This is a genomic window from Vreelandella zhaodongensis, from assembly GCF_013415115.1.
GTDB lineage: Bacteria > Pseudomonadota > Gammaproteobacteria > Pseudomonadales > Halomonadaceae > Vreelandella > Vreelandella zhaodongensis.
Genome location: NZ_JACCDD010000001.1, coordinates 555,203 through 567,907, shown reverse-complemented (window position 1 = coordinate 567,907; position 12,705 = coordinate 555,203). Strand labels below are relative to the sequence as shown.

At 50.9% G+C, this 12,705-nt stretch carries 10 protein-coding genes; 6 read left to right on the top strand and 4 right to left on the bottom strand.

Annotated elements, in window-relative coordinates:
* Positions 1 to 7: 7 nt before the first annotated feature.
* From pheA to HZS79_RS02470, 4 genes are all read right to left on the bottom strand, one after another.
* On the bottom strand, positions 8 to 1,099 hold the full coding sequence (gene pheA / locus HZS79_RS02485) for a prephenate dehydratase (RefSeq protein WP_162217420.1): 1,092 nt from the start codon (positions 1,097 to 1,099) through the stop codon (positions 8 to 10).
* 5 nt (positions 1,100 to 1,104) lie between these two features.
* Positions 1,105 to 2,208, bottom strand: coding sequence for a 3-phosphoserine/phosphohydroxythreonine transaminase (serC, locus tag HZS79_RS02480; RefSeq protein ID WP_179926958.1), 1,104 nt, complete (start codon positions 2,206 to 2,208; stop codon positions 1,105 to 1,107).
* Positions 2,192 to 4,921 (bottom strand): DNA gyrase subunit A, encoded by a 2,730-nt coding sequence (gene gyrA, locus HZS79_RS02475; RefSeq protein ID WP_179926957.1) that lies wholly within the window; start codon positions 4,919 to 4,921, stop codon positions 2,192 to 2,194. The genes serC and gyrA overlap by 17 nt, the downstream gene beginning before the upstream one ends.
* 152 nt (positions 4,922 to 5,073) lie before the next feature.
* On the bottom strand, positions 5,074 to 5,508 hold the full coding sequence (locus HZS79_RS02470; protein WP_162217423.1) for an acyl-CoA thioesterase: 435 nt from the start codon (positions 5,506 to 5,508) through the stop codon (positions 5,074 to 5,076).
* Between the two features lie 156 nt (positions 5,509 to 5,664).
* Here HZS79_RS02470 and HZS79_RS02465 point away from each other — a divergent pair, with 156 nt between their 5' ends.
* The 6 genes from HZS79_RS02465 to rsxA all read left to right on the top strand — a co-directional run bounded on the left by HZS79_RS02465 (position 5,665) and on the right by rsxA (position 12,703).
* Positions 5,665 to 6,603, top strand: coding sequence for a recombination-associated protein RdgC (locus HZS79_RS02465; protein WP_162217424.1), 939 nt, complete (start codon positions 5,665 to 5,667; stop codon positions 6,601 to 6,603).
* 55 nt (positions 6,604 to 6,658) lie between these two features.
* Complete coding sequence (locus HZS79_RS02460) at positions 6,659 to 7,840, top strand: 1-acyl-sn-glycerol-3-phosphate acyltransferase (RefSeq protein ID WP_179926956.1); 1,182 nt, start codon at positions 6,659 to 6,661, stop codon at positions 7,838 to 7,840.
* Positions 7,841 to 7,968: 128 nt separating this feature from the next.
* Positions 7,969 to 8,250 carry a hypothetical protein gene (locus tag HZS79_RS02455; protein ID WP_162217426.1) on the top strand — a complete coding sequence of 94 codons (282 nt, stop codon included), beginning with the start codon at positions 7,969 to 7,971 and terminating at the stop codon, positions 8,248 to 8,250.
* Positions 8,251 to 8,349: 99 nt separating this feature from the next.
* Complete coding sequence (gene metG / locus HZS79_RS02450; protein ID WP_162217427.1) at positions 8,350 to 10,386, top strand: methionine--tRNA ligase; 2,037 nt, start codon at positions 8,350 to 8,352, stop codon at positions 10,384 to 10,386.
* A 137-nt stretch (positions 10,387 to 10,523) separates the two neighbouring features.
* Positions 10,524 to 12,125 (top strand): sensor domain-containing diguanylate cyclase, encoded by a 1,602-nt coding sequence (locus HZS79_RS02445; RefSeq protein WP_162217428.1) that lies wholly within the window; start codon positions 10,524 to 10,526, stop codon positions 12,123 to 12,125.
* Entirely contained in the window at positions 12,122 to 12,703 is a 582-nt protein-coding gene (gene rsxA, locus HZS79_RS02440; protein WP_162217429.1) for an electron transport complex subunit RsxA, read from the top strand. The genes HZS79_RS02445 and rsxA overlap by 4 nt, the downstream gene beginning before the upstream one ends.
* Positions 12,704 to 12,705: the final 2 nt, after the last annotated feature.

Here is a 12,705-nt window from a genome sequence, read left to right as displayed (position 1 = left end):
AGCCCCGTCACAGCACGCCCAAGGGGTAGGAACCAAGCACACGCAGCTCAGAAGCGCGCAACTTAATCTCTTCAAGCACAGCCGCCACTTCAGGTTCATCGCGGTGGCCTTTGAAATCAATAAAGAAAACGTAGTTCCATACACCAGTACGCGAAGGGCGCGTTTCAATGCGGGTCAAATCAATGCGGTGCCTATGGAAAGGCTCCAGCAGATCATGCAGCGCACCTGGCTGGTTGCGCATAGCCACGACAATCGACGTTTTATCGTCCCCCGACATCGGCACATCCTGGTTGCCAATGATTAAGAAACGCGTGGAGTTGTCGGGGCGGTCTTCAATCTTATCGGCTATTCGCTCTAAGCCGTATAGCTTGGCCGCCATATCACCTGCAATGGCTGCGCTATGCCATTCGGTTTTTACTAGCTTGGCAGCCTCTGCATTGGAAGAAACAGGAACCCGTTCCGCATGCGGATAGTGAGCATCTAGCCATTTGCGGCATTGGCCGAACGATTGCGGGTGGGAATAAACCCGAGATACTTTATCGCGACGCGTCGTTTCACTAATCAGAAGGTGGTGATGAATACGCAAAACGACTTCACCGCAAATTCTGATCGAGGAATCCATGAAGGTGTCGAGCGTATGGTTTACCACCCCTTCAGTGGAGTTTTCTACTGGCACAACACCGTAATGAACAGCACCAGCCTCGACTTCACGAAACACTTCATCAATCGCCGCCATGGGCATGCTAACGGCACTCTCACCAAAGTGCTTAAGCGCTGCTTGCTGGGTAAAGGTGCCTTCAGGACCTAAATAGGCAACTTTGACCGGCTGCTCTAGCGCTAAACATGCCGACATGATCTCGCGAAACAGCCTAGCCATCTCCTCAGAATCTAACGGGCCTTGGTTTAACGACATGATACGGCGCAATACCTGCGCTTCTCGCTCAGGGCGATAGAACACAGCGTCTTTATCTTGAGCAAGCTTAACGTGTGCCACCTGCTGGGCGCAGTTGGCGCGCTCACTAATCAAGCGCAGAATATCGCCATCCAACTGGTCGATACGTTGACGTAAGTCGTCTAAATTAATCGGCGTATCGGACATGATGGTTAGCCTCTTCGTTGTTCAAAATCCGCCATAAAGGCGATTAACGCATCAACAGCCTCTTCAGGCACCGCGTTATATAAACTTGCGCGCATACCACCAACACTACGATGCCCCTTTAGGTTAAGAAGCCCCGCTTCATCAGCTTCTTGTAAGAACGCACTGTCTAAACTGGCATCGGCTAGCACAAACGGAACGTTCATACGAGAGCGGTTACGACCAACAATCGGGTTAGTGTAAAAATCACTGGCATCGATAGCAGCGTAAAGCTTCTCCGCTTTGCGCTGGTTAATAGCATCCATCGCCTCTAAGCCGCCGATATCATCTTTTAACCACTGGAAAACAAGGCCTGCCAAGTACCATGCAAAGGTAGGCGGCGTATTTACCATAGAACCTGCGTCCGCAAGCATTTGATAGTCAAATAGCGACGGAATATTGCCTGGCGCGTTGCCAAGCAAGTCTTCACGAACAGCGACCAACGTTAAGCCAGCCGGTCCGATATTCTTTTGCGCACCCGCATAAATCACCCCAAACTGCGTGACATCAATAGGGCCGGATAGAATGTTTGATGACATATCACAAACCAGCGGCACACGTGCTCCATCAGCACGCTGAACCTTTGGCGTATAGTCAAACTCAAGACCACCAATGGTTTCATTTGAGGTGTAATGCAAGTAGGCGGCATCGCTGCTTATCGACAGCACATCTTCATTAGGCACCGCCGTATGACCGTTAGCCTCACTACTCGCCGCCAAGTGGCAGTTAAACCCTAGCCGTTTAGCCTCACTGATGGCTTTTTTACCCCAGATGCCCGTCTGGATGAAGTTGGCACTACCACCCTGCCCAAGCAAGTTCATGGGCAGCATTGCAAACTGCATGCTGGCCCCACCCTGCAAGAAAAGCACTTTGTAATGACTGGGGATACCCAGCAGATCACGCAGGTCGGCCTCAGCACGCTCAGCAATCGCAACAAATTCATCGCTGCGGTGACTCATCTCCATCACCGACAGACCGCGCCCTTGGTAATCCAGCAGCTCATTACGTGCGCGCTCTAGTACTGCGACAGGCAGGGCCGCAGGCCCTGCACAAAAGTTATAATGACGTGTCATCGGTTCCCGGTTCCTGTGCGCCATCGTCAGTGTTGCCTTGCTCGCCTGATTCAAGTGCATCTGCTTCTGAAGCATCTGACTCAAAAACGTCTGTTTCTGCAGGCTCATCCACACGGACAGTTTTGACTAACTTCTCTTCTTTACCCAAGCGAATCAGCATAACGCCCTGGGTATTACGCGATGTCGTCGACACCTCTTCAACCCGAGTACGAACCAAGGTACCGCGATCAGTGATCAGCATCATTTCGTCACTGTCATAGACCTGCATTGCTGCTACCAGGGAACCATTACGCTCACTGGTTTGCATCGCAATGACACCCTGCCCACCTCGACCGCGTAGCGGGAACTCCTCCAGGCGCGTACGCTTACCGTAGCCATTCTCACTTGCCGTGAGAATATAGATCTGACCTTCCGCTTGAGCATTTTCTGCTGCGACAGCCTGCGTATCAACTTCTGCTTCGCTGTCATCTTCTGCGTCGATTTGCTGGCTCTTCGGTATGATCAAGCTAATGACTTCAGCTTCACCCGCCAGGCGCATACCGCGTACACCGCGAGCGGTGCGGCCCATGGCGCGCACATTGCCTTCTTCAAAGCGGATCGCTTTACCGTTAGAAGAGAGCAGCATGGCGTGATCAGTGCCCGACGTAATGGCAGCCCCCACCAAGCGATCGCCCTCTTCCAGATCAATAGCAATCAAGCCAACGCTACGCGGGCGGGAGAACTGCTCAAGACTGGTACGCTTGACCGTACCTTTTGCAGTAGCGAAGAAGATGTAGTGCTCTGGATCGTAATCACGTACCGGCAAAATGGCGTTAACCGCTTCACCCTCTTCCAGAGGCAGCATATTCACTAATGGCTTACCGCGAGAGCCACGGCTGGCATTGGGCATTTCATACACTTTCAGCCAGTAAACCTTGCCACGATTAGAAAACAGCAGCACGGTGTCATGGGTCGATGCCACCAGCAAATGCTCAATAACATCCTCATCTTTCATCGCGGTTGCTGACTTACCACGGCCACCGCGACGCTGAGCTTGATAATCAGATAGCGGCTGAGTCTTGGCGTAACCAGAGCGGGATACCGTGACCACCATGTCTTCTTCTGCGATCAAATCTTCAATCGACAGGTCAAGGTGGCTAGCCTGAATTTCCGTGCGGCGATCATCGGCAAACTGGTCACGCACAGCGTGCAGCTCTTCTCGGATCACTTCCATCAAACGATCGGGAGAGGCCAGAATTTCAGAGAATTCAGCAATTTTTTCAAGGATCGAGAGGTATTCATCCAGCAGCTTTTCGGTTTCAAGCCCTGTTAAGCGGTGCAGACGAAGCTCCAGAATCGCTTGAGCCTGAGCCGGCGAAAGCCGATATTCTGTCGCCGCAGTATTTAGGCCAAAGCCTTCACCCAGCTCTTCCGGCTTGCACGATGTCGCCCCTGCACGCTCCAGCATGGCGGTTACCTGACCAGGTTGCCACGTTTTTGCGAGCAGCTTTTCGCGTGCTTCTGCGGCATTTGGAGATGCCTTAATAAGCTCAATAACTTCATCAATATTGGAGATGGCAACTGCCAAGCCTTCCAATAAATGACCACGCTCACGCGCCTTTTTCAATTCATACAAGGTGCGCCGAGTAACCACTTCACGGCGGTGGCGAATAAACGCCTCAAGCATCTCTTTGAGGTTCAGAGTGCGGGGCTGACCGTTTTCCAACGCGACCATGTTGATGCCAAACACATTTTGTAGCTGTGTTTGAGCAAACAAGTTATTAACGACCACATCACCAGACTCGCCGCGCTTGATCTCGATAACGACGCGTAGACCATCTTTATCTGACTCATCGCGAAGCTCGGCAATGCCTTCGATTTTTTTCTCTTTGACCAGCTCAGCGATTTTTTCAATCAGCCGCGCTTTATTCACCTGATATGGCAGTTCAGTGATGATGATATGGTCACGACCACTCTTATCATCATGCTCAATGGTATGGCAGGCGCGCACATAAATCCGCCCACGCCCTGTGCGGTACGCATCAAGTATCCCCGCACGGCCGTTAATAATGCCGCCCGTCGGAAAATCAGGCCCTGGGATATACTCCATCAGGTCATCGACGGTGAGCGTATAATCGTCAATAAGCGCAAGACAACCGGCGATGACTTCGCGCATGTTGTGAGGCGGGATATTAGTCGCCATACCTACCGCGATGCCCGACGACCCGTTGATTAACAGGTTCGGCACTTTGGTCGGCAGCACTGCTGGAATACGCTCGGTACCGTCGTAGTTATCGACCCAGTCGACCGTATCTTTTTCCAGGTCAGCCAGCAGCTCGTGGGCAAGGCGCGCCATGCGCACCTCGGTATAACGCATGGCAGCCGCGTTATCGCCGTCGATCGAGCCAAAGTTACCTTGACCATCCACCAGCACGTGGCGCATGGAAAAGTGCTGAGCCATACGAACAATGGTGTCATAAACCGCACTATCACCATGCGGGTGGTATTTACCGATGACATCGCCGACGACACGCGCCGACTTCTTGTACGGTTTATTCCAGTCATTGCCCAGCTCGTGCATGGCAAAAAGCACACGCCTGTGAACTGGTTTGAGGCCGTCACGCACATCAGGGAGCGCGCGACCGATAATGACACTCATCGCATAGTCGAGGTACGACTGTTTGAGCTCGTCTTCAATATTGACGGGCAAGATTTCTCTGGCGATGTCACCCATGAAAGTCAGATCCTTTGCACTGCATTGGCACTGCGAGAGTTGAAAGCGCTTAAAATACCGCCCTTAATATCACCACAAGGCGGCGCGCAGATACAACGCCATCATACCACTGCATAAGCACCAAGGGCAGTCAGTGAGGCCGCCATTGCGATTTACGCTGAAAAAGCCTCTTTGCCAACCAGGAGCTCTGTTAATGCCACACGCACATCGCCTTCAATAGGAGCTGCTTTATTTGCCTGTAAATCTAGCAGCACAAAGGTTAGATCTGCCTGGGCAACCAGCACGCCATCTTCCCTCACAATTCGGTGGTGGCAAATGGCGCTTCGCTCGCCCACTTCTATCATGCCGGTCAAAACTTTCAGATCATCGCCTTGAACCGCGGCCGCGCGATAATCAATATTTAAATTAACGACCACAAATGCTTTCCCAGATTGCTTAAGCTGATTGATCAAGCGCGATTGCTCATCAAAAAATGCCCAGCGGCCCTCTTCCATGAATTCTAGGTAACGTGCGTTATTCACATGCCCGTAGCCATCTAAATGATAACCACGCACTCGCAGCGCCACACTGGAAATTGATTCAGACATACCCACCTCTTTATTTGTCAATTTGTTAAGCAGTATTTCAAAGAAGGAATCAAACACAAGTTTAAAACTCATGCAACATTTAGCATAACCCTAATACGCTGGTAGGAAAGGCTTGGTTTCGCCATAATGTGCCACCTTTTGAATAGGATTGGTGACATGTGGTTTAAGCACCTACATCTATATCGCCTCCATGGCGCGCCTGAGCTAGATGCTCACACATTAACGAATGCGCTAGACGAGCATGCAGCAAAGCCGCTGGGCAATGCAGATGCACGCCGTTTAGGATGGACTGCCCCAGCGGGACGCTTAGGTAGTGGACAGCGGTTACATGAGATCCAGGGCCACAGGCTTCTATCTGCACTGCGCCAAGAACGCTTACTACCAGCGTCAGTGATTAAAGAGGAAGTCGATGACAAAGTCGCTGACATTGAAGCCAGCGAGGGTCGCAAAGTAACTCGTAAAGAAAAAACAGCGCTAAAAGAGCAAGTCACTGAAGAGCTGATGCCACGCGCATTTGTGCGCAGCCAGAAAGTTGATCTGTGGTGGGACACCCGTCGCCAGCTCATCGGCATAAACGCCAGTTCCCGCACACGGGCAGAAGATATACTTGACCTGTTGCGTGAAACGCTAGGTAGCTTAAAAGCCACACCATTGGCCACTCAAACGCTGCCTATTCGCGCCATGACGACATGGCTTGGCGATCCAGCCAGCCGCCCCACCGACCTACAGCTAGGCGATCAAGTCGAGTTAAAAGCAAAAGGTGATGACGGCGTGTTACGCGCCCGCCAAGTTGACCTGGACAGCGACGAGATTCAGCAATTGCTTGAGAGCGGGCGCCAGGCTAGCAAACTCGCCGTTAGCCTAGAAGGCCGCTTAAGCTTTGTGCTCCACGATGATTTGGCGCTTAAATCATTGCGTTTTGGTGACGCCTTAATTGAAGAAGCCGACCATGCAGATGACGGTGATGATGCGCTTGCACGCCTGGAAACGGACTTTATTTTGATGGCACAAGCGCTATCCGATGACATCACCCGCTTGCTAGAGTGGCTAGGCGGTGAAGCTCAGCGGGAACCCGCAGCGCAGCAAGGAACCTAACTCTCAGAGTTTTGCTGCTGTGAACCGATTTTTTTGCTTATATCCAACGGATCGCATGACTCAACACAATAACGCACCCAACGCTGACACTGCCAACGACCCTTGGGCAGATATTCGCCCTTACATGGATCACGAGGTGTCTGACGTCCTTAAACGCTTGTCTCATGACAGCGAGCTTTTAGACGCTCTGACTCGCTTCAGGTTGCCGCGCATGGCCAAGTGGGCTCCCCCTATTGCCCGTGCGCTCGCTGGTCATGCCATTCGACGCGAAGTGAAAGACGTGACTACTGTTCGCGATTTTCAAATGCGCATCGCACATTACATGGAGCGCATGATTCGCACCACCACAGACGCCTTTGAAGTCAGTGGGCTTGATAAGCTGGACGATGATAGCGCCTACCTGTTTATCGGCAACCACCGCGATATTTCGCTGGATCCCGCGTTTGTCAACTACGCGTTGTATCAGGCTGACCGCGATACGGTGCGAATCGCGATTGGCGACAATCTGCTGAAAAAGCCATACGTCACAGATTTAATGCGCTTAAACAAGAGCTTTATCGTCCCGCGTAGCGCCCGTGGTAAACGAGCCATGCTGGCAGCTTATCAGCAGCTTTCTGCTTACATACGCCACTCAATCACCCTTGATCAACACTCTATCTGGATGGCTCAGCGTGAAGGACGTGCAAAAAGCGGTATTGATAAAACGGATCCAGCCATCATCAAAATGCTAACGATGGCCAGACGCCACGCAGAGCGTGACATGGTATTTGGCGACGCCATTGCCGAGCTCAAGCTGGTGCCCGTCTCCATCAGCTATGAGTATGATCCTTGCGACCTGCAGAAAGCTCAAGAACTGCACGACATTGCCACTCAAGGTAGTTATGCCAAAAGTGAGTTTGAGGATATCCGTTCTATTGTGTCTGGAATCACCGGCTCAAAAGGCAGAGTCCAGCTACGCTTTGGAAGCCCAGTAGGGTCTGACATGGCGACACCTGATGAAGTCGCAGCAGAAATTGATCGCCAGGTCATCGGTGGCTACCGCCTGTTTCCAAGCCATTATCTCGCCTTAGAAGCACTGGGCGAAGCCCCTGAACTGGTAGCTCGGAAGGCAATTACACGCCAAGATAGAGAGCGTTTCAAAGCAAAACTGGCTAGCGTTCCAAAAGCGCTTCAGCCCTATTGGCTAGAGCAATATGCCAATCCAGTGAAGCACAAAGCAGGACGTTTAAGCCTATAGCCCTGGCTAACTTACTGACGCCAAACGGGTAGGCAGAGCATGCTCAGCCGTTAAAAAAGTGCTATGGTCAAACTATTGATTGGTCTCGCTTGGCGTTTTCGCCAAGCGTGGTCTTAAGGAGACCCCTAATGTCCGCTTCAGAAATTCAAAAAACACGTATTATCAATGAACTACGCGGCTTCATTCGCAAGTTGCTACAAGACCCAAAAATTCTCGAACAGTCGCTTGCGATTGCACGCCAGGAGCTAACCGAAGGCAATAGCCCAGCGGTAATGGCTCGCATTGCGAATGAAATCTCTGATACTACCAGCGTGCATATACCCGAAGACTCGGCTGAGCACTCTGAAGCAGATAAACTTTTCCTTGAGCTGCTGCGAGAAGTGGTTCAAGAAGAGCAAGCGCTCTACTAGTGTTTTAAACTGTTACACATATCACAGTAACGTTACCGGCGAAGCTTACTCCCCTTCGCCGTCTTCATTTGTACCGCCTAACCGGAATCATCACTCACCATGTCTAATACTGCCCCGCGCAACATCCTGGTGACGAGCGCGCTCCCCTATGCAAATGGAGCCATTCACCTGGGTCACCTGCTTGAGTACATCCAAACCGACATTTGGGTGCGTTTTCAAAAAAGTCGTGGCCAGCAGTGCTACTACGTTTGTGCAGATGATGCCCATGGTACTGCCATCATGTTGCGCGCCGAGCAAGAGGGCATCACACCGGAAGCATTGATCGCACGTGTGTCCCAGGATCATCAGGAAGACTTTGCCCGTTTTGGCGTTGGTTTTGATAACTACCACTCGACGCACTCAGATGAGAACCGCTATTTTAGCGAGCTAATTTACACCCGCTTGCGCGACAAAGGCCATATTGCTACCCGCGATATTGAGCAAATGTTTGATCCCCAGAAAGGCTTGTTCCTAGCCGACCGCTTCATTAAGGGAACCTGCCCAAAGTGTGGTGCTGATGACCAATACGGTGATAATTGCGAGAAATGTGGCGCCACCTATACACCCGCCGACTTAATTAATCCGGTTTCCGCTATATCAGGGGCCACCCCTGAAGTGCGTAGCTCTACTCACTATTTTTTCAAGCTGCCTGACTTTGCTGAGTTTCTTCAGCAATGGATTAACGATGGTCACGTACAGCCGCAAATCCGCAATAAACTAATGGAGTGGTTTGAGTCGGGCTTTAACGAATGGGATATCTCCCGGGACGCGCCCTACTTCGGTTTTGAAATTCCCGATGCCCCCGGTAAATACTTTTATGTATGGCTTGATGCTCCGATTGGCTACCTAGCCAGCTTTAAAAATCTTTGTGATCGCGATGGCATTGATTTTGATAGCTTTTGGCAAAAAGATTCCACCGCCGAGATATACCACTTCATTGGTAAAGACATCGTTTATTTCCATGCACTGTTTTGGCCTGCCATGCTCCACGGTGCCGAGCTGCGCACGCCCACTGCGGTTAATTGCCATGGCTTTCTAACCGTTGATGGCGCCAAGATGTCCAAGTCTCGCGGCACCTTTATTAAAGCGTCGACTTACGCTGAGTATTTAAACCCCGAGTACTTGCGTTACTACTTTGCGGCAAAACTCACCTCAAAGGTCGATGACCTAGATCTCAACCTAGAAGACTTTGCTGCTCGGGTGAATTCTGATCTAGTTGGCAAGGTAGTGAACATCGCCAGCCGCTGTGCGGGCTTCGTGAAAAAACTAGGTAACGGTAAGCTAGCGGAACACTGCGCTGAACCCCAGATGGTTGCCCGCTTTATTGCTGCTGGTGACGGTATTGCTGACGACTTTGAGGCACGCGAATTCAGCCGTGCCATGCGCAAAATTATGGAACTGGCCGATGAAGCCAATACCTATATCGCCGACAAAGCCCCCTGGGCACTGGCCAAGCAAGAAGGCCACGATACAGAGGTCCTTGAAATATGCTCAGTGGGCATCAACTTGTTCCGCCAACTGATGGTATACCTTGCACCGGTAGTACCCACCATGGCAGAGCAAGCACGTGAGTTCTTAAATGTGGATTCCTTAGATTGGGAAAGCCGCAACAATCTGCTCGTCAACCACCCAATCAACAAGTTCAAGCCACTGATGACACGGGTTGACCGGGATAAAATCGACACCATGATTGAGGCGTCAAAGGAGGATTTGGTGGAAGAACAGAAGCTAAAAAATACCCCAAAAGGTCCTCTCGCCGAAGATCCAATTGCACCAGAAATTAGCTTTGAAGATTTTGCCAAGGTTGATCTGCGCATTGCCCGTATCGCAAAGGCGCAGTATGTAGAAGGTGCAGATAAGCTACTTCAACTCACGCTGGATTTGGGCGGCGAAACGCGCAATGTGTTTTCGGGTATCCGCTCAGCTTACTCACCAGAAGCGCTTGAAGGCCGTTTAACCATTATGGTCGCCAACTTAGCCCCTCGAAAAATGCGCTTTGGCATCTCTGAAGGCATGGTACTGGCCTCGGCCAATGACGAAGGTATTTACCTACTCTCCCCTGACGCTGGTGCAGAACCAGGACAGCGCGTCACCTAGTTAGGTATACTTTAGCCCTGGGTTATTTCGCCCAGGGCGCACCTTATCCCTAGGTATACGCCAGCACAGGGGCAGACACATTGCTTTAGCCTCTTCTTTTTAAAAGCCTGATGGTTAAACTTAACTGAGTCCGCTTTATGCACCAGCGTATCCCATGGTCGTTGCGTTTTCGTTTTTTCGCTGCTCTAGGCGGACTGCTTTTATGTGCAATGGCTGCGCTTGCTGCTATCAGCGCATGGGTTATATTCCCAGCATTGCAGGCAGAAGAACGTGCGACGGTTAAACGGGAGCTGGATCGTGTTGAGCGAAGCTTTCAGCTTGACCAGCAGCAACTGCATGCCCAGGTGCGTGACTGGGCCCACTGGGACGATACCTATAAGTTTGTCCAAGGAGAATATTCGCGCTACGCAGACGTTAACTTTAGCCAAGAAATGTTTGAAGATATGCGCTATCAGTTGATGGCGTTTTTCACTAGTAACGAAGACATCTATTTTTTGGCTGGCATAAACCCTAAAACTGGCATCTATCAAACATGTAGGACTCCCATCAATGATTGCAGTTGGATGTCCCCATGGGTAAACAATATGCGGGCAGCCATTGCTGAAAACAGTACCGATCAGAATAGCATTTACGCTGGCCCACCCACAGCAATGATGGCCTCTAGCCCTATTTTACGTACCGACAAAAGTGGCGTATCAACTGGTTGGTTATTTAAGACACGTTCCTTAGACGCTGAATGGCTGGCCTTTATGGAGGTTTATACAGGGCTCCCTCTTACTCTTAACCTAAGTCACGAGGCAGCTCCCATCAACGACACTTTCAGCTTCTCGGGCAATACGGTATATGCCGAACGCTATTTCCCAGCCTATGGCTCGATCAATCACTTATCATTAGGAGTAGGAATAGAGCTCAATCGTACCAACTATTTAACCAGCTTGACCACTTTTCGCTATGTACTGCTCTGGACCGCAGGCCTGATGATAATGGTCATTGCCTTGGTGTTACTGCTACTTGAGAAAATTGTGCTGAAGCCACTGCGCTTACTTACCCAATTTACCCAGCAAATCAGTACAGTTGGGGCAGACACCCATGGGCTTACCAAGCGTAATGACGAAATAGGTTTGCTTTCACGCGCCTTTCAGGAACAGTTCACCTGTCAGCAGCAGCTCAACGCTGAGCTACTAAAGCTATCCACCCATGACGCCCTGACAGGCCTCCCTAACCGCCGACTTTTTGATCAGCGCCTGGATGTCGCCTTTTCTGAAGCGACTGCCACATCAGCTCCTCTTGCTGTCATGATGCTGGATATTGATCACTTTAAGCTATACAACGACCATTATGGGCATCAACGCGGCGATGAGTGCTTGCAGCAGGTCGCTAGTGCCTTTAACAGTGTCTCAACTAGATTCGGATTTTTAATTGCCAGAACGGGCGGAGAAGAGTTTAGCGTTATATTGCCCGAAGCGTCGCCCAGCTCAGCCAAAGATGTTGGCGAACATCTCATGCTAGCAATAGACCACTTGCAATTACCCCACGCAACATCTCCAGTAAAGCCATTCGTTACGGTTAGCGTTGGCATCGCCATGTTGCAAGACTGTCAATCCCAGACCCCGAGTGCTGTTATGAGCTCTGCCGACCAAGCTCTCTATCTTGCTAAAGCAGCAGGTCGCCACCAAGTGGTGCTATTTGAGCCATCACTAGCCAGCCGCTCCGTTTCTGCGCACAATAAGCTGCTATGAGTGAGCTCCTGTTAATTTTGGTCAGCACTGCGCTGGTCAACAACTTTGTGTTGGTACAGTTCTTAGGCCTTTGCCCGTTTATGGGGGTTTCAAATAAACTGGAATCCGCCATGGGTATGTCGTTAGCGACGACGTTTGTACTGACCCTGGCTTCTGCTGCTAGCTACGTGGTCTATCACGGGCTACTGGTGCCATTGGATGTTACCTACCTTCGCACCATCAGCTTTATTGTGGTGATTGCTGCTGTCGTGCAATTCACCGAAATTATGGTGCGCCAACTAAGTCCCTTACTGCATCAAGTATTGGGAATTTTTCTGCCACTCATCACCACTAACTGTGCGGTACTTGGCGTCGCACTGCTATCACTTAACCGTGACCTGAATTTTGTACACACCACACTTTATGGCCTAGGCGCAGCGTTGGGGTTTTCGATGATTTTAGTGCTGTTTGCGGCCATGCGAGAGCGTTTAGCAACTGCTGATGTACCTAAACCATTTAAAGGTGCCGCCATTGCGATGGTGACAGCTAGCCTGATGTCGCTGGCCTTTCTTGGTTTTTCCGGCTTAGCTCAGGGGTAACC

What these genes read in the sequence shown, in the direction of transcription:
- HZS79_RS02470 (WP_162217423.1), bottom strand. Translation starts at nt 5,508, where the DNA reads ATGTCTGAATCAATTTCCAGTGTGGCGCTGCGAGTGCGTGGTTATCAT.
- serC (WP_179926958.1), bottom strand. Translation starts at nt 2,208, where the DNA reads ATGACACGTCATTATAACTTTTGTGCAGGGCCTGCGGCCCTGCCTGTC.
- HZS79_RS02460 (WP_179926956.1), top strand. Translation starts at nt 6,659, where the DNA reads ATGACTCAACACAATAACGCACCCAACGCTGACACTGCCAACGACCCT.
- HZS79_RS02445 (WP_162217428.1), top strand. Translation starts at nt 10,524, where the DNA reads ATGCACCAGCGTATCCCATGGTCGTTGCGTTTTCGTTTTTTCGCTGCT.
- pheA (WP_162217420.1), bottom strand. Translation starts at nt 1,099, where the DNA reads ATGTCCGATACGCCGATTAATTTAGACGACTTACGTCAACGTATCGAC.
- rsxA (WP_162217429.1), top strand. Translation starts at nt 12,122, where the DNA reads ATGAGTGAGCTCCTGTTAATTTTGGTCAGCACTGCGCTGGTCAACAAC.
- HZS79_RS02455 (WP_162217426.1), top strand. Translation starts at nt 7,969, where the DNA reads ATGTCCGCTTCAGAAATTCAAAAAACACGTATTATCAATGAACTACGC.
- HZS79_RS02465 (WP_162217424.1), top strand. Translation starts at nt 5,665, where the DNA reads ATGTGGTTTAAGCACCTACATCTATATCGCCTCCATGGCGCGCCTGAG.
- gyrA (WP_179926957.1), bottom strand. Translation starts at nt 4,921, where the DNA reads ATGGGTGACATCGCCAGAGAAATCTTGCCCGTCAATATTGAAGACGAG.
- metG (WP_162217427.1), top strand. Translation starts at nt 8,350, where the DNA reads ATGTCTAATACTGCCCCGCGCAACATCCTGGTGACGAGCGCGCTCCCC.